Annotated in this window: 14 protein-coding genes, 1 pseudogene and 1 riboswitch; of the genes and pseudogenes, 4 read left to right on the top strand and 11 right to left on the bottom strand. The window is 36.4% G+C overall.

Features of this window, described 5'->3' with window-relative positions; translation table 11 throughout:
- Positions 1–5: 5 nt before the first annotated feature.
- A riboswitch (cobalamin riboswitch) is annotated at positions 6–195 on the bottom strand.
- A 149-nt stretch (positions 196–344) separates the two neighbouring features.
- The gene (locus tag MKX49_RS16025) at positions 345–1,073 is read left to right on the top strand and encodes an urease accessory protein UreH domain-containing protein (RefSeq protein ID WP_340876984.1); all 729 of its coding nucleotides are present in this window, start codon (positions 345–347) and stop codon (positions 1,071–1,073) included.
- Positions 1,074–1,131: 58 nt separating this feature from the next.
- Here MKX49_RS16025 and MKX49_RS16030 read toward each other — a convergent pair whose 3' ends face one another.
- Positions 1,132–1,809, bottom strand: coding sequence for a C40 family peptidase (locus tag MKX49_RS16030; protein ID WP_336864839.1), 678 nt, complete (start codon positions 1,807–1,809; stop codon positions 1,132–1,134).
- Between the two features lie 287 nt (positions 1,810–2,096).
- Between MKX49_RS16030 and asnB the strand changes: the two genes are divergently transcribed.
- Together asnB and MKX49_RS16040 are read left to right on the top strand one after the other, a co-directional pair.
- Positions 2,097–3,992, top strand: coding sequence for an asparagine synthase (glutamine-hydrolyzing) (gene asnB, locus MKX49_RS16035; RefSeq protein WP_340876985.1), 1,896 nt, complete (start codon positions 2,097–2,099; stop codon positions 3,990–3,992).
- 9 nt (positions 3,993–4,001) lie between these two features.
- Positions 4,002–4,103, top strand: a pseudogene (locus MKX49_RS16040) (DUF1541 domain-containing protein); the annotation flags it as partial.
- Positions 4,104–4,376: 273 nt separating this feature from the next.
- Here the strand turns inward: MKX49_RS16040 and MKX49_RS16045 are convergent.
- The 9 genes from MKX49_RS16045 to MKX49_RS16090 form a co-directional block, all read right to left on the bottom strand.
- Complete coding sequence (locus tag MKX49_RS16045) at positions 4,377–5,774, bottom strand: HAMP domain-containing sensor histidine kinase (RefSeq protein ID WP_340876986.1); 1,398 nt, start codon at positions 5,772–5,774, stop codon at positions 4,377–4,379.
- Positions 5,771–6,469, bottom strand: a complete 699-nt coding sequence (locus tag MKX49_RS16050) for a response regulator transcription factor (RefSeq protein WP_161923101.1) — start codon at positions 6,467–6,469, stop codon at positions 5,771–5,773. The genes MKX49_RS16045 and MKX49_RS16050 overlap by 4 nt, the downstream gene beginning before the upstream one ends.
- Positions 6,470–7,621: 1,152 nt before the next feature.
- Positions 7,622–10,033 carry a heavy metal translocating P-type ATPase gene (locus tag MKX49_RS16060; protein WP_336864845.1) on the bottom strand — a complete coding sequence of 804 codons (2,412 nt, stop codon included), beginning with the start codon at positions 10,031–10,033 and terminating at the stop codon, positions 7,622–7,624.
- A 74-nt stretch (positions 10,034–10,107) separates the two neighbouring features.
- Positions 10,108–10,314 carry a copper chaperone CopZ gene (gene copZ / locus MKX49_RS16065; protein WP_336864847.1) on the bottom strand — a complete coding sequence of 69 codons (207 nt, stop codon included), beginning with the start codon at positions 10,312–10,314 and terminating at the stop codon, positions 10,108–10,110.
- Positions 10,315–10,330: 16 nt separating this feature from the next.
- Entirely contained in the window at positions 10,331–10,666 is a 336-nt protein-coding gene (locus tag MKX49_RS16070; protein ID WP_419721591.1) for a metal-sensitive transcriptional regulator, read from the bottom strand.
- Between the two features lie 530 nt (positions 10,667–11,196).
- The gene (locus tag MKX49_RS16075; protein WP_336864850.1) at positions 11,197–11,799 is read right to left on the bottom strand and encodes a YdhK family protein; all 603 of its coding nucleotides are present in this window, start codon (positions 11,797–11,799) and stop codon (positions 11,197–11,199) included.
- Positions 11,800–11,893: 94 nt separating this feature from the next.
- The gene (locus tag MKX49_RS16080) at positions 11,894–12,814 is read right to left on the bottom strand and encodes a F510_1955 family glycosylhydrolase (RefSeq protein ID WP_336864852.1); all 921 of its coding nucleotides are present in this window, start codon (positions 12,812–12,814) and stop codon (positions 11,894–11,896) included.
- A 58-nt stretch (positions 12,815–12,872) separates the two neighbouring features.
- A complete protein-coding gene (locus tag MKX49_RS16085; protein ID WP_336864853.1) occupies positions 12,873–13,550 on the bottom strand; it encodes a response regulator transcription factor in 678 nt (225 codons plus the stop codon).
- Positions 13,550–14,932, bottom strand: a complete 1,383-nt coding sequence (locus MKX49_RS16090) for a sensor histidine kinase (RefSeq protein WP_336864855.1) — start codon at positions 14,930–14,932, stop codon at positions 13,550–13,552. The genes MKX49_RS16085 and MKX49_RS16090 overlap by 1 nt, the downstream gene beginning before the upstream one ends.
- Positions 14,933–15,079: 147 nt before the next feature.
- On the opposite strand from MKX49_RS16090, the gene MKX49_RS16095 reads away from it, so the two are divergent.
- Positions 15,080–15,406: a four-helix bundle copper-binding protein gene (locus tag MKX49_RS16095; protein WP_336864857.1), complete on the top strand. Its 327-nt coding sequence runs from the start codon at positions 15,080–15,082 to the stop codon at positions 15,404–15,406.
- A 113-nt stretch (positions 15,407–15,519) separates the two neighbouring features.
- On the opposite strand, the gene MKX49_RS16100 is transcribed toward MKX49_RS16095, so the two are convergent.
- Complete coding sequence (locus tag MKX49_RS16100) at positions 15,520–16,986, bottom strand: UDP-N-acetylmuramoyl-L-alanyl-D-glutamate--2,6-diaminopimelate ligase (RefSeq protein ID WP_340876987.1); 1,467 nt, start codon at positions 16,984–16,986, stop codon at positions 15,520–15,522.
- Between the last annotated feature and the right edge of the window lie 365 nt (positions 16,987–17,351).

Below are 17,351 nucleotides of genomic sequence, written 5' to 3' on the forward strand. Positions count from 1 at the left end.
TAAGAGTTCGGTGTGCATTCTAGGTAGGTCTCCTGGCTTTTAGATCAACGCACTCCATCGTCTTCCCCAACTATATTGTTGAGTGACATAAATGATAGAGAACTCCTTAATTACAGTGGCGGGACCGCTCGGGACTTACACCCGATTCCCTATCATCCCTTGTTTCTCAAGGGCACCTAGTTTGCAAAATAATATTTTAACTCATTATATTAATTATACTTAGAAATTAACATCATATTTTTTATTCAATGAAAATAGGTGAAGAAGTATAAAAAACCCTTTCTGCATACTTTCTTGAAAAACATTTGCTAAAATAAAGCATCAATTAATTGAAAGGAGCTATCATGTACGACTTCCTAAATAAAATTAGCCTATTTTTCTCTGATCCAGTCTTACAATTGACGAATAGTTCAATAGCCTTTCCTCTTATCGGTGCCTTACTATTAGGGATCCTCGGTTCCTTAGCACCCTGTCAGATTACTGGGAATTTCACTTCTATAGCCTATTTTGGAAATAAAGCAGTGGGGAAAAAAGCCCCTTGGGTGGAAATATCCTTATTCATCCTGGGAAAACTATTGGTATATTCCCTCTTTGGAGTTTTAATTTGGTTATTAGGAAGAGAGTTTCAATCTACCTTAACCACCTATTTCGCATATTTTCGCAAAAGCATTGGATTCTTAAACATAATTGTTGGCCTTTTTCTATTAGGTTATTTAAAATTCATTTGGATTTCGCATCTTTTTAAGTGGAGAGGATTCCGGAATTCAAACGGGAAATTAGGAGCCCTTTTATTAGGCATAAGCAATTCAATCGCCTTTTGCCCAACTATGTTTGTCCTATTTTTTGTACAACTTATGCCTTTAGTATTATCTAATACATATGGTTTTGCCTTGACACCGATTTTTGGGATTGGGACTGCTTTACCCCTTATTATCACCCTATTATTAATTTGGAGTTTTGGAGCAGAGGGTTATTTAATAAAAAAAAGGAAGAAGTTTGGCAATACCGTTCAAAAATGTGCAGGGGCGGTTATCATCATTATAGGTCTTCTCGATATCGTCACGTATTGGTAGATTACAATTAAAATAAATAAAAGCCAGTCTCTTAAAAAAGAACTGGCCGTTATTACTATTACATTCTTTTTGCTCCTAAATATCTCTGTTTCCAATAACTATTATCCATGGAGGAAATGCCTACACCTGATGAGGAGCTGTGTATGAATTGATTATCCCCGATGTATATACCCGCATGGGAGGCACCAGGTTTGTAGGTTTCATAAAAGACTAGGTCCCCAACTTGTGGTTTGGATACCTTTGTCCCCTTCTTATAAATTTCCGCTACCGTTCTTGGCAAAGTGATATCTGTACTTTTTTCGAATACGTACTTTAGGAATCCGCTGCAATCAAAACCTTTTGGTGTACTCCCGCCCCAAACATACGGTACATTCATATATTTTTTTGCTTCCTTCACTAACGCTGCAGATTTATTACTTGTATTATTCACATTAGCTACCTTGGTTGTCTGCTTTTTTACGCCCAATGCTTTATACGTATTCGGACCTACAATTCCGTCAGCTTTTAAGCCTTTGCTTTTTTGAAACTTTACTACCGCACCTTTAGTAACCGTCCCAAAGTAGGTAGTGGTATCTGTTTTAAAATATCCCTTTTTCTTTAAATTCTCTTGTAATTGTTTCACATCTGTATGTGTCATTCCACTTTTTAATGTACGATCTCCTAATGCAGCATTACTGACCAATGGATTTGATAGTAACAATCCCGTCACTACAACTGACGCTATAATTTTTTTCATTTTCTATTTTTCCCCCGATTAAGTTCTTTTTTTATTATTCTATCATCCTTAAGTGATACCTGAATTTACATTATCGTTACAAAATTATGCAGAATGTGTGCACAAATGACAAAACACCTATAATAACCCAAAATTCTCCCAAAAAACGATATGACAATTGTGCACCATAAAATTAATTACAATTTTTATGTAAACTCCTTATTTTCTACATATTTTGTTGTTATGTTTCTTGTAGTTCCTTAAAAATTTTCAAGGAAGCTCAAAATAACAATAGGTAGGTGGATTTTATGTGCGGTTTTGTTGGGTGTGTTCATAACGAGCCTAAAGCCATACATTCTGATATAAAGGAAAAGTTGAAAAAGATGAATAACATCATTACCCATAGAGGCCCAGATGATGAAGGGTATTTTTTCGATGAATTTGTGAATTTTGGCTTTAGAAGATTAAGCATCATCGATATAGATAACGGAAACCAGCCCCTCTCATATGAAAATGAAAGATACTGGATTATCTTCAATGGCGAAATTTATAATTATATTGAGCTAAGGAAGGAATTAGTCGATAATGGCCACGAATTTACGACAGATTCTGATACCGAAGTCATTATAGCCCTCTATAGTAGTATAAAGGAGCAATCCGTTCGTAAACTGCGTGGGATGTTCGCTTTTGTCATTTGGGACAAAGAAGAAGAAAAACTTTTTGGTGCAAGGGATCACTTTGGGATAAAACCCTTTTTCTATTGTGAGCAAGATGAAACTACTTACTTTGCGTCCGAGAAAAAAAGTATTCTTACGGCAATCAGTGAAGAGTTAGACGTAGATTCTTTACAACATTATCTTAGTTTCCAATATGTACCGGAGCCTGCAACGCTTACAAAATCGATAAAAAAGCTACCACCTGGACATTTTTTCACTAAAAAACCCGGGGAAAAAATGGACATAAAAAAATACTGGAAACCGAATTTCCAACCCACAAATATGAGAGATTCCAAATTAATTAAAGAAGTCCAAGATACCTTGCTCGACTCAGTAAACGTACATATGAGGAGTGATGTTCCAGTTGGTTCCTTCTTATCTGGAGGAATCGATTCTTCATTTATCGTTTCAATTGCGAAACAGATTAATCCTAAAATTAAAACCTTTTCGGTAGGTTTTGAAAGAGAAGGTTATAGCGAAATAAACGTTGCAGAAGAAACGGCCAACGCTCTAAATGTAGAAAATATTAGTTATGTAATAACCCCTGAAGAATTTCTTGCTGAGCTACCAAAAATCATATGGCATATGGACGATCCTTTAGCTGATCCTGCGGCTGTACCTTTGTACTTTGTAGCGCGGGAAGCAAGGAAACAAGTCAAGGTTGCTTTGTCCGGTGAAGGTGCAGATGAATTGTTCGGCGGTTATAACATATATAGGGAACCTCAATCCCTTCGCATGTTTTCCTATATTCCGTCTCCAGTAAAACATGTTTTAAAAGCCCTCTCCTCAGCACTTCCAGAAGGAGTGAAAGGAAAGAGCTTTATAGAACGAGGGGTTACACCCTTAGAAGAACGGTATATCGGAAACGCAAATATGTTTGATGAAAAAGAGAAAAAACTTTTGCTTGTGAATTATATAAACAATTTAGAGAATGAAAAAGTGACGGGTTCCATTTATTCTAGTTCTTTAGATTATGACGCCATTACAAAAATGCAAAATATTGATATTCATACATGGCTAAAGGGAGACATTTTACTAAAAGCCGATAAAATGTCCATGGCAAACTCCCTAGAAGTGAGAGTACCCTTTTTGGACAAACATGTCTTTAATATCGCATCAAAAGTTTGCAGCCATCAAAAAGTTCGGAATGGCACGACTAAATATATCCTCCGTAAAGCTGCAGAAGGTATAGTTCCAGAGCATGTATGGAGCAGAAAGAAACTAGGTTTCCCTGTCCCCATCCGCCATTGGTTGAAAGCAGAACTTTATGATTGGGCCATACAGTTAATTCATAATAGCCCTACTGACTATATTTTTAACAAACAGGAAATCCTAAAACTATTGGACAATCATGTTCAAAACAAAATGGACAATAGCCGTAAATTGTGGACCATTTTAATCTTTATGGTATGGCATCAAATTTATGTTGAACATTTATATGACTTTAACCTATCCAGACAAAAGATTGAGCAATTAGCAACGAACTGATCATTTCTTATTGTGGGTGCCTACGATACAACAGCATATGCGGTTACCTACACTCCGACTACCGGAGGACCAAAAGTGAAAAATCATAAATGGGTTATAGAAAGTAAACTTTCAGCTAATAATTGAGCATAGAGTTTGTTATGAAAGATAAAATATGATTAAATAACGAGTGTTTAGATGAAAAGTGGGATCGCTGGTTGATTCCTCTTTTTTTATTGTGCTTAAAGGTACAGCAAGCCTATGAAATTTCTAAAAAAAGATCATCGTACCTCATCAAGTAAATTGGTTAAAATCTGATTTCGATGATATCTTTTTTTTTAGCAATCAATTTAACATATCATAATAAAAAAAGACTAAACGATTTGTTTAGCCATACACTTATTTCTATACTTCTATTGGAAGGGTAATGATAAATTCAGTCCCTTGTCCAACTGCACTATTAACTTCAATCGTCCCTCCCAATACGTTGACCAATTCCCTAACGATAGCAAGTCCAAGACCAGTACCCCCCATTTGCCTAGATCGAGATTTTTCTACTCGATAAAACCGTTCGAAAATAAAGGGCAAATCATTTGGAGGTATCCCTATTCCTGAGTCTTTGATAGTGATTATGACGAAATCCTTATTTGCACGAGAAGTAATAACAATTCCCCCATGATTTGTGTATCTTATAGAATTTTCGATAAGGTTAGTTAAGATTTGTTCTAATCTCATCCCATCAGATAAAATCATTTTCAAATGTTTACCGGGTTCATATTTCAAAATAACATTTTTCTTATTTGCGCTCAGTTTGGACCTGTTCAGGACCCCCTCAATTAATTCCTCGACATCAATCCATTCTTTGTATAATTCAATCTTGTTTTCTTCCATTTTTGACAGTTCAAATAAGTCATTAATAAGAAGTGTCAATCTCGAGGCTTCATTCTCTATAATAGCTAGGTACTCTTCCTTTTCCTGGTCATTATTGTATAGATTTTTTCTTATCACCGACGCATAACCAGATAAATAAGATATAGGGGTTCTAAGCTCATGAGAGATATTCGCTAAAAATTCACTTCTATTCGTCCGATATTCCTTTAGTTCTATGGCAAGGTCATTAATGGCTTGAGCAAGCGATCCAATTTCATCGTTAGAAGTTTTTTTGATATTTATATTAAGATCGCCTTTTGAGATCCTTCTTGTTATCTTTTCCATATCAATAAGAGGCTTCGATAGCTTCTTGGATACAAAGAAAGTAAAACCTGCAGCAAGCAGTAATGCACCTAAAATTGCAATAACAAGGTAAGTCCTTAATTTATGAATCGAATCATGAATGGAATCTAAAGAGGAGAATACAAAAACTCCACCTTCAAAATTTTCATTAATTATAATTGGGCGTCCGGATAAAAAATAATAATTTTTAGTTTTGGGATCCACATAATCCTGGTGAATTTTATTCGTTTTTTTAATCTTAGACAACAAGTCAGGGTTAAAACCCTCCCCTTTTTCATAGAGATTGGAGGTTGTAAGAACCTTTCCAGCTTTATCGACGATCACTAATTCAGTTTTTGTATGATTCGCCATTTTTTCGTATAGTCCCAATTCGTTTTGATCATCGAGATATGAAATGGAGTTTATGATGTCTAAAGAAACTTCATCAATATATTCATGAGTTTGACCATAATAAAAACCGAAAAATATTCTATCTATTACATAGCCTAAGGGCACTAAAATAAACATAAATAAAATCATTATAGTAATGCCTAACTTACTCCCTATACTATTAATTTTGATTTTCTTCATGGCTTGCCCATATCCTCAAATTTATAGCCAATTCCCCAAACTGTCTTTATTGGGTTTGATTTGCACTGAGTTTCCCTTAACTTCACTCGGATGTTCTTAATGTGAGTATCCACTGTTCGAAACTCACGCTCATCATGTATTCCCCATATTTTGTCAAGCAATAATTCACGAGTAAAAATTTGAGTTGAATTACTAGCCAATAGCCACAATAAATCAAACTCCTTTGGAGTGAATTCCACTATTTCACCCTCTATTTTAACTCTCCTGCTTTCATAATGGATTTCTAAACCACTAGAAATTATTACTTGCTCTTTTGGCTCAATGGTTTGTTTTACTATTGACCTTCGTATTAATGCATGAACACGTGCTGCCAATTCCTCAAATGCAAAAGGTTTAACTAGATAATCATCTGCCCCTATCTCTAATCCACGAACTTTATCTTTCAATTCATTCCTTGCTGTTAGCATTAAAATCGGTATATTATATTTTTCTCTAATAATTTCACACATTTCCCAACCACTGATATACGGCATCATAATATCTAAGATAATTAAATCAAATGATTGCTTATCTAGGCATTTTAATGCCTCATGCCCATTGTCCGAAACGACAATATTATAATTATTAGATAAATGTATCTTTATTAGATTTAACATATTCCATTCATCATCAACAACTAATACATTTCTTTTCATTCTAATGACCCTCCAAAGGAATATTGCGTTTTTTAGCAGAGATGGAATAAATCATAGGTCATGGATCCTTCCTTTTAACAACATTCTAAAAGGACGCATTATAGTATCCCTATAATTCATTTACAAGTGACTCCTTAAAAAAAAGTTACCATTTCGATTATATAAAAAATTCATGCAGAAAATATGGAGATTTAGTAAGTTCTTTTACTGTTCCTCCTATAATCAAAATCTATTGATTAAAGATTTCCTAAATAAATATTACCAAGGAAGCTTTCTAACTCTACTGGTTCCGGTTGCTCGAATTACGAAAGAAGATAGCATTTGAAGAACAAGTCAAACAAATGCTTGTTTCATCTTGTCAAAAAGCTAACCATACTACTATTAAGATGTTAAGAAGTGCATAAAAAAACCTCTATGTAGGAGGTTTTACTACTTCAATTCAATGTTTTTTAAACCAAAACTCCAATGCCTCCATTGGCTCTTCTCTTGTATGTGCATAATATAATTTCACATCACTTGGTTGGTAGAGGGGAGAACGAATTTGAATTTAAATTGTTTATCTGTATGTAAATCAAAAATTTGCGGTTCTAATTGAGGGTGATATTCTTTTCCAGCCCAATAATGTACTTCTCCATTAAAAATTTCCAATCCATATCTTTGTAGTCTTTTACCCTATTTCGTTTTACGTTGGAGACTTTTTTTATTTTCTGGAACATAGAACACGAGAAAATCCGAAGGAAATCTATTCGCATCAAAACTTTCTTTCCACCTGCCCTCCACAAAGTATGTTTCATTTTCTGTATGAACAAAAAATTCTAAAGAATCAGGTGTTGTATGATACGACGTTTGATAAACAAAATATCCAAAAAAAGTGAAAACTGTTAGCAAAGGACTTAATAAAATTATCGATAATATCCTTTTTCTCTTCCAAAGACGAGTTCCTCCAAAAATACAGCCAATAATGATAATCATTGCAAAAAGAGGACATATAAATTTCCCCTTTAAAGATTTTATTAATGAATATATTGTAATTTTACCACGATTAATACGAATTCCTTTAAATGTGAAAATTTATCTCTACTAGCAACAATCTTTAAGAAAACAGCCACTTAAAAAGAGACACTGGTACAATCACCAATGTCTCTCCAAGCTTTATAGCTTAACTCTTTGCAAACGAAGTGCATTTAATATGACCGACACAGAACTGAATGCCATTGCGGCACCTGCTAGCCAAGGGGCAAGTAGCCCAATCGCTGCTATTGGAATCCCTAATGTGTTATAGGCAAAGGCCCAAAACAGATTTTGTCTAATATTCCTCATCGTTTTCCGGCTCATTAGTATAGCGTCCGCTATACTGTTCAAATCTCCACGAATCAAGGTAATATCAGCAGCTTCCATGGCTACGTCTGTACCCGTACCAATCGCCATACCGATATCGGCTAGAGCAAGAGCAGGGGCATCATTAATTCCATCTCCAACCATTGCGACCTTTTTGCCTGTAGCCTGAAGCTTTTTCACTTCCTCCGCTTTTCCTTCCGGAAGTACTTCAGCAATGACATGGTCGATACCTACCTGTTTGCCAATTGCCATTGCAGTACGCTCGTTATCACCAGTTATCATAATGACATCAATGTCCATCTCTTTTAATCGATCTATGGCTTTTTTAGAGGTGTCTTTAATCGTATCAGCAACTGCAATCAGACCAGCATATTTTCCATCAATGCTGGCTAGCATTGCAGTCTTCCCATTTGCTTCTAAGTCTTCCATATCAGTTAAGACCTTTGACACATCCACGTTATATTGCTTCATAAGTTTTCGAGTCCCTACCAAGATCTCTTTTTGATTGACTCTCGTTTTAACCCCATACCCTGGAATCGCCTCAAATTCCTGAACGAGGCTAAGGGATATACCCCTTTCTTGTATTCCTTGAACAATCGCCTCGGCAAGTGGGTGTTCAGATTGTTTTTCAGCTGCCCCTATTAAGGATAGGAATTCCTCTTCATTTATTCCATTATCCACAATAACATCTGTCAATTCTGGTTTACCATTTGTAACTGTTCCTGTCTTATCTAAGATGACAGTATCAATATGGTGGGTAGTTTCAAGGTGTTCCCCACCTTTAAAAAGAATACCGAATTCTGCTGCACGTCCTGAACCAGCCATAATCGAAGTCGGAGTTGCAAGTCCTAAGGCACACGGACAAGCTATGACAAGAACTGCAATCAAAGCTTCGAGAGCAGGTGTAAACTCTCCAGGATTGACCCAAATGAGCCAAACAAGAAATGTCAAAAAGGCAATGCCGACGACAATCGGTACGAAAACTCCAGAAATTTGGTCCGCAAGCCTTTGTATAGGGGCCTTGGAGCCTTGGGCATCTTCCACAACTTTAATGATTTGGGAAAGAGCCGTGTCTCTGCCAATTTTAGTGGCTTTCATTTTTATAAAACCATTTTTATTCAGGGTTGAACCTATAACGGCATCTCCTAGACTTTTATCTACCGGAAGGCTTTCTCCAGTCAACATGGATTCGTCGACGGCAGAATTCCCTTCAATTACCTCTCCATCTACCGGTATTTTTTCACCCGGCTTCACCAAAAGTATATCTCCTACGATAACTTCTTCAAGCGGGATTTCAAGTTCTTCCCCATTCCTTATTACCAAGGCTGTTTTAGCTTGCAGTCCCATGAGCTTCTTAATCGCTTCAGAAGATCGTCCTTTTGCTTTTGCCTCGAAAAGCTTACCTAAGATAATAAGCGTGATGAGTATGGAACTTGTTTCAAAGTATAGTTGTGCCATATGATGATTCCCAATGGAAATAAAGGCCTGATAGACACTGTAAAAATAAGCGGCCGATGTCCCCATAGCGACCAATACATCCATATTGGCACTCTTATTCCTAAGCGCTTTGAAAGCACCCACATAGAATTGCTTACCAATAAAAAATTGTACGGGTGATGCCAGCGCCATTTGTACCCAAGGATTCATGAGAAAATCCGGCAGGTATATAAATGATGTAAAACTAAAATGACTTACCATCGCCCATAACAACGGGAATGACAAAATAACGGAGAAAATAAATTTTCTTTTTTGTTTTTGGATTTCTTTATGACGATAGTCAACAGAACTCTTATTATCATCCTTAATAATTGCCCCGTATCCCAACTTTTCCACTCGTTGAATAATATCTATAGGGGAAGTTTGGGAAGGATCATATTCAACCGTGGCATTTTCAAGCGCAAGGTTCACATTTGCCTTGGATATTCCATCCATTTTATTTAGACCCTTTTCAATCCTTGTTGCACACGCTGCACAGGTCATCCCTGTAATGGCAAACTCCTTTTTCTCTTTGACTACATCATAGCCTAAATCCCGAATTTTTTTTTCGAAATCCTGAGCGTTCACCTTTTCTGCGTCATATTTAATGACTGACTTCTCAAGGGCTAAATTGACATTGGCTTCTTCTACACCCTCCATTTTTTTTAACCCTTTTTCGATTCGTGTTGCACAAGCGGCACAAGTCATTCCTGTAATTTGCAAACTTGTTTCCTTTATATCATTACTCATTTGTTTTCACCTCTTCATACCATATGGGGGTATATTTTTTTGTAAAAAAGAGTGCTAAAAAGCACTCTTACAACTTATTTAACTTCGTAGCCTTGGTCATCGATTGTTTCTTTTATTTTTTCGAGGGAAACTTTTTCATTATCAAAAGAGACATCAACTGTTCCTGCTTCTAAATGTACTTTTACACTTTCTACACCGGTAAGCTTTCCTACATTTCCCTCAACAGCATTCACACAATGACCACATGACATTCCACTTACATTCAATGTTACATTTTCCATTTCATTCACTTCTCCTTTATTTTTTCATTAGTTTTTGTATGGTTACTAATACCTCATCAATAACTTCTGTATCTCCCTCATTAAGTCGGTCGACTACACAATTTTTCATATGTCCTTCTAATAATATCTTTGCTACGCCATTTAGTGCGCTTTGAGTGGCTGCAATTTGAGTAATAACGTCATCACAATAGGTATCCTTTTCAATAAGACCTTTTATACCACGTATTTGTCCTTCAATCCGATTTAGACGGGTAGTTAAATTCTTTTTTACTGCTTCTGAGTGATGACTTTTTCTTTCAGAAGTGGGGGATACACAGCATTCATCGTCAACCGGATAAACATTTTCCTTCATCTCTTTATCCATATCTCGACCTCCTTGAATACAATATACCATACCCCACCACCCTATGCAATGAGTAAACATATTGTTACTAAATTTTTTACTCTTTTAATATTTGCTTCTTGAGATTATCTATTCCATACTTATTAATAAATTTGGGAGGCTTCTCTTTTTTTCATTTTTACTATATATGGAAATTACTTTTTGTACACTAATTAATAGCTCCTGATTGGAAATGCACTCACTGAATAAAAGGCCTTTGCATCGATACCTTTTGCTTTACCACTCCCAAATACACTTCATATGTATCTTTCCTTTTTATCCTTTGCAAAAATTACAGGTTCGACTGCTTTTAACATTCTAATTCTTCGACTATTCTTTCTAGCTGTCGTTCTTTTACCTTCTTTTCGCCCTTCTTGTACAACATAACCTACCTTCCTATAATAATCTTCTTAGGTCCTTGTTTTCTTAAGGAAAAAGAGCTTATCCATTTAAGGTATAAGCTCTTTTGATTGGTTCGAATATGTCATTTTGACTAAACATTATTCAGCAGGTAATAATTCACTCTCTGTTACCCATTTATGGTTTTCAACTACTTCACCGCCGGTTGTCGGAGTGTAATCGACCATATAAACAGTGCTTTTTTCGACTGAGTCAATTTCAGCTTTTGCTCCCTTCATCCCATTCATATGATCTGCCTCTAATATAACTTCCGATCCAGGTTTAAAAGTTTTTTCCCCCGCATCTTTAATATCTTCCTGAATGACCCATTTGTGATTTTCCACTCTTTTTCCACCAGTTGTTGGATTAAATGAAACAGCATAAATCGACGTGTCATAGGCACCGACAATCGTTGCTTTTGCATCCTTCATGCCTTCCATGTGATCTGCGTTGATAATCGCTTTACTTCCAACTTCATAGGTTGGATTTTTTGCCAATTTCATACCTTCGGGAACATCTCCTGAGTCGTCCATGTTCATATTGCTATGATCCATGCCTTCCATGTTCCCATTGCTTTCTGTTTTCTCCGTGCTTTCTTTGTTTCCTGATTTTTCATCATTTGCATTAGAGCAGGCACCCAGTACTAAGATAAGGGCTGCAAATAACGATAAGATGGTGGACTTTTTCATTCTTTTTTTCAACATGTAAATGATTCCTCCTTTGGCTTTAGACAATATGATACCAATAAATTGTGCAGAAATTGTGGAGCACGCTCATGAAAATGGTTAACGGAATACCTTACTCTGTTTCCCCATTTGATAGAATTTCATTCCACTTCTTCTCCTGCCCTTCGCTAACAAACACATCATTCTTTGTGGTTACCATCATCATTTCGCCTTCTTTCAAAGGGTTCGCCTCTAGGTAAATCGGTATGTTTTCTTTATCCAATGAAGGGGCAACTAGTGAAGAATCCCTTTTATCGTTCAAACTGATTTCATGAAGGCTCACTTTGTCATTTTCAAGCATGGAATAGACCATGGAATCTTCCTTAAAGGTTAATGAAGTCACCGTCGACGTTGTCGGGATTAGGGAAAAGTCCTTTCCATAGTTTTTAGATAAAAAGACTCCTTCCTCTCCATAAATGGCCATCATGTTATCCCTTGATGGATGAATATCAAGGCCCCCAATTTTGGTAGAAGTCATACCGTTGAGCTCTAATTGTGTCCAGTCTTCCCCTTTATTTTTGGAATAAAAAAAGCCTGGTCCCATTTTTGAATTTTGAGCTTCATTATATGTATAAACAGTACCGGTTTCATAACTGGCCCCTAAGTAATGAAAGTCCGTTTCTCCATAGAAAGCAAGCTTTTCCAGACTTTCCCCTTTATCCGTACTTTTCACAAGACCTAAGGGATTTTTTAAATCTGAACCCTCTTCAGGGTGCCCACTTGAATAGAAACCGTCTTTTATTGTCTGGAACCCCATGTAATCGTGATTGTTACGTGATGTTTTGTACCAGGACCCATCCCTATATTCAAATGGCCCCCCATGGGTTGCTATAACTGGGGTTCCCTCTTTACTCCAGTATCCCGCTCCATGGATATGTTCAATTGTTTCATTCTCAGCTTTAATAAAATACTCCTTTGGCTCATCATTTGAACAGGCTGCTAGAAGTAAGTTTATAGATGTGAAAGATAATAAGCCCCATTTTAAGTGTTTCAATGGTATCCTCTCCTGTCTAATTTGTACCTTTTTTATGTTTTTTATTGACAAATTTCCGTTATTCCTTGGGCACCCACTTATATCCAACTCCCCATACAGTTGAGAGATATAGATCTATAGGAAAATTTGCCTGCCTTAATTTGTCTCGGATATTACGGACATGGGAATCTATCGTCCTATCCTCTGTAAAAGCTTTATTCTCCCAAATACTTTCCAGTAAATGCGCACGAGAAAAGACTTTATTTGGGTTTTTTAATAATAGTCCCAGTAAGGAAAACTCCTTTGGAGTGAGTTGAATCTGCTGTCCTTCATACGTCAATTCATGAGATTCCTCATCCAATTTTAATCCCTTGAAATGAACTGCCTTCGTGTCTTTATCATCCATTCTTCTGAAAAGTGCATCTATTCTAGCCAATAATTCCCCCTCATCAAATGGTTTTGTTACATAATCGTCTGCCCCTAATTGGAAACCTTTAACCACATCCGATTTTTCATTTCGAGCCGTCAGCATAATAATGGGTACTTTAGAAAATTCGCGAATTTTAGCGCAAGCACTCCAACCATCCATTTCCGGCATCATCACATCCAACAATATTAAATCAGCATATGAATTTTTCATATGAACAACGGCTTCACGTCCTGAATTCACCTTGATGCAGTGATAAACGGGAGATAAGTATATACTCAACAAATCGAGCATTCTTGCTTCATCATCTACAAGCAATAAGGTTTTCATTACGGCAACTCCTTTAACGAAATGAAAAAGGCTGTTCCTTTTCCTTGTTCACTTTTTATCTCTATCGTACCATCGTGAGCTTCTATTAGTTCTTTGACGATGGATAGTCCAAGTCCTGACCCTCCAGTGTCCCTAGATCGAGACTTATCCACTCGATAAAAACGATCAAAGATATGAGGAAGGTCCGTTTTAGGAATCCCATGGCCTTCATCTTTTATAATTAGCGCTACCATTCCCTTTTCACTTTTTACAGATATACTTGTTTCAGTATTGGGATTGGAATATTTGATCGCATTATCTAATAAGTTAAACATTACCTGTTCAAATCTCATAGGGTCTATAAAGACATTTACATTTTTCTTACATTCAACGATAAGTTCCATCCCATTTTCCGTGAAAGCAGGTAGCATTTTCTCATAAATAGAGTGTAAAAAGGAACAAAGCTTTACTTCAACTCGATTTATGACAAAGGTATTTTTGTCTAACTTAGCCAAATCAAATAAATCTTTTATCATATCAGACAATTTTTTTGTTTCCTCAAAAATAATGCTCAGATACTGATCGCGGGTGGATTCGTCTATATCTTTTCTCCTTGATACGTCTGCATATCCCTTAATATAGGTAAGCGGTGTTCTTAACTCATGAGAAATGCTGGCCAAAAACTCACTTCTTTCCCCCTTTAGGTGTTTTAAGTCCTCCGCAAGGATTTTTATAGATCTGGATAGCTCTCCCAGCTCATCATCACCCATGTCAGGGAGATTGACAGAGAAGTCACCCGTGCTAAGTTTCTCCGTAGCCCGCTTCATCCTAATCAGAGGCGTAGTCAAAGCCTTGGATAAAAATAGGATGGTGATGATCATTAAAGAAAGAATCATGATGGCACCTGCAATAAAATGATGGTTCAGTCGTGAAATTAAGGTTTGAATCTGATCCGTACTCCGGAACATGTACACATACCCTTTTTGGTTTTGGTTAATTTTAAAAGGCGTGACTGTGGATATATACTTTTCACTTTTCCACCTATTTTCCAGTGTTTCTCCATCACGGGGTACTCGACCTATTTCTTTGGCAATAATCTTTTGCTCTTCATTATCTAATTTCGAGGATGAAATAATAATGTTTTGATTTAATCCCGTGATGATGACCTCTGTATCAGCTTTTGCTTCCATTACAGCAATATGATGTAATGTTTCCTGATTATAGGAATTTTCAAGCACGTCCCGATGACTATTGCCTCTTGCCTGAAGTGCAGCTAATTCTTCTTCTATTCTTGAATCTACAATGCTTGTATGGAGAAAAAAGAACAAAAACATTTCAAGAATAAGCATGGCACCTAAAAACCAGATCCCGAATTTCAGGGATATTTTATTCAAATTAATCACCGCTTTTTCGAATTACTATCACCATCATAATGAAAAAATATCAAAAAATTGTGCAGTTTTTAAGGAGTTTTTGATATTTCGTTAAAAAATAGTTGAGCTGGGTAGAATATGAGTGTTGAACAACAAAATTCTTAGGAGGTTTTATTTGTGAATACCACTTATGAAGAATGTATTAGAGCGTGTCTAGAATGCATGGAGGCCTGTAACACATGTTATGATGCATGCTTAAAGGAAGAAGATCTTAAAATGATGGCTACTTGTATAAGGATAGACAGGGAATGTGCGGATATCTGTGCATTTGCAGCTAAAGCCATGCAATCCAACAGTCCCTTTGCCCATCAGATTTGTCAACTTTGTGCAGACATTTGTGAAGCATGTGGAAACGAATGCAAAAAGCACGATCATGAACATTGTCAAAAATGTGCGGAAGTATGCTTCAAATGTGCAGAAGCATGCCGTAAAATGTCCGCTTAATGAAGAGTCAACAATAATAATATACGTGTGACACCAGAAAACCCATTTCCAACATTTTAATATGGAGATGGGTTTTTCTATTTTCCTCCATTAATACTAATTGAGTCCACCCACTAAATAGTCCCATGCTTTTTATCTAGTAAATATAAGATTGTTTCTTTATCGGAAGTCACTGGCAATGAAAAATCTTGTTTATAACTCTCATGCCCTTTTCCCGTAACGATTACCCAATCACCTTTTTTAGCCATCTTTAAGACAGTCTGTATCGCCAATGTTCTATCTGGAATTACCAGACCATTCTCTGCAATATATTTGTGATATAGATCGATTAAAGTAGCTTTCATATCGAGATAGTCCTCTGTATTTAAATCATCCATAGTTAAGATTGATACATCGCTTAGTTCTGAAGAAACCTTGACCATTTCAGCTCTCTTGTTTTTGTCACGGCCACCTCTAAAGCCAAATATATGAAAAATCCGCTCGACACCTAATTCCTTAGCGGTTTGCAGACAGTAAAAAATCGCGTCTGCAGTATGGGCATAATCAATAACAATAGTTGGGCCATATTCGTCCTTATACACTTCAAATCTTCCTGGAACACCAGGAAACTTCTTAAGAGCTAGTAGAATATCCTCTTTTCCAATTTTCAGCTTCCGAGCAACTGCGTATGCTACTGCTGCATTATATAAATTATGCATTCCAGGCATTGGCAAAATAATTCGTACGATCTCGCCCCCATCATTCAGTAAAACAAAAGCCTTAGTTGCCGTATCATAATCATGGATTGATAGATCACAGAACTTGGATTCGCCAATGACACACGTATTCACTTTCCGTTTTTTCAGGTACTCATGCAGCTTTTCTCCCCAAAAATTATCTCCATTAAGGATAGCCATTCCATTCGGCTTTAATTTTTCAAATAGGAGGGCCTTTGCCTGAAAATAATTTTCCATGGTTCCATGATAATCGAGGTGGTCATGATAGAGGTTGGTGAAAATACCATAATCAAATTCAATTCCCTCTAAACGATATTGAACCAATGCATGTGAGGACACTTCCATTATGACTATCTTGTCCTCGCTGGAAGCGAGTAAGGAATAAAGTTCAAGCGCACTTGGTGTGGTATTATGAGAATCAATTGTTTTTCCATTAATAATATGTTGAATCGTCCCTATGAGGGAGCACGACATCCCACTTTCTTTAATAGTTTGATGCAGCATATAGCTTGTCGTTGTTTTTCCGTTGGTTCCGGTAATTCCAATCATGATTTTTTGTTTACTTGGATCTACATAAAATTGCTTTGCAATCTTGCCTAATGCTTTTCGGCTGTTATTCACTTGTAGGTAAGGAACCTCCAAGTTACCTATATCGAGCTCTCCTATCACAGCTGAAGCACCAAGTCGCACGGCATCCTGTATATAATTATGACCGTCGACACTATACCCACTCACAGCCACAAAGAGATATCCCTTTTGGATATCTCTCGAGTTATCCGTAACACCTAAAATCGATATATCTGCAACATTCATTCCTGTTAAATTCTCGATACCGGCATCTTCTATCAATTTTTTTAACATCATAGGTTGGTTTGACTCCTTATTTTCAAATAATCCCCCTTATCTTAGTTTTTAAATATGTAGAAATTATGGAGAATCATTATTGAAATAAAATCTTAATATTATTAAAGGAAGTACCACAGTAATTTTCACGGGCAAATTTATCCTAGTACTCTTTAGTCCTCTCCTTTTTTACAAAAGGATGTATAAATAAAATGATATATATACTTTAATCCTCAAAGAAGAATTTACTTACATATCATTTCATCAACCTTTTTATCCTGCTTTTATGTTGCTTTTATGTCCCGATTAAACATTATAGGAAAATTCCCCTTTATAAAATCATCCCTATTTTGCCCATACTGTTATAACATTATAAATGGAAATAC

This window comes from Peribacillus sp. FSL M8-0224 (genome assembly GCF_038003055.1).
In the GTDB taxonomy this organism is placed as follows: Bacteria; Bacillota; Bacilli; order Bacillales; family DSM-1321; genus Peribacillus; species Peribacillus frigoritolerans.

Excerpts from the sequence above, each read along its gene's own strand:
- copZ (WP_336864847.1), bottom strand. The coding sequence starts at position 10,314 with ATGGAAAATGTAACATTGAATGTAAGTGGAATGTCATGTGGTCATTGT.
- MKX49_RS16050 (WP_161923101.1), bottom strand. The coding sequence starts at position 6,469 with ATGAAAAGAAATGTATTAGTTGTTGATGATGAATGGAATATGTTAAAT.
- MKX49_RS16045 (WP_340876986.1), bottom strand. The coding sequence starts at position 5,774 with ATGAAGAAAATCAAAATTAATAGTATAGGGAGTAAGTTAGGCATTACT.
- MKX49_RS16100 (WP_340876987.1), bottom strand. The coding sequence starts at position 16,986 with ATGATGTTAAAAAAATTGATAGAAGATGCCGGTATCGAGAATTTAACA.
- asnB (WP_340876985.1), top strand. The coding sequence starts at position 2,097 with ATGTGCGGTTTTGTTGGGTGTGTTCATAACGAGCCTAAAGCCATACAT.
- MKX49_RS16025 (WP_340876984.1), top strand. The coding sequence starts at position 345 with ATGTACGACTTCCTAAATAAAATTAGCCTATTTTTCTCTGATCCAGTC.
- MKX49_RS16085 (WP_336864853.1), bottom strand. The coding sequence starts at position 13,550 with ATGAAAACCTTATTGCTTGTAGATGATGAAGCAAGAATGCTCGATTTG.
- MKX49_RS16060 (WP_336864845.1), bottom strand. The coding sequence starts at position 10,033 with ATGAGTAATGATATAAAGGAAACAAGTTTGCAAATTACAGGAATGACT.
- MKX49_RS16075 (WP_336864850.1), bottom strand. The coding sequence starts at position 11,799 with ATGTTGAAAAAAAGAATGAAAAAGTCCACCATCTTATCGTTATTTGCA.
- MKX49_RS16070 (WP_419721591.1), bottom strand. The coding sequence starts at position 10,666 with ATGAAGGAAAATGTTTATCCGGTTGACGATGAATGCTGTGTATCCCCC.
- MKX49_RS16030 (WP_336864839.1), bottom strand. The coding sequence starts at position 1,809 with ATGAAAAAAATTATAGCGTCAGTTGTAGTGACGGGATTGTTACTATCA.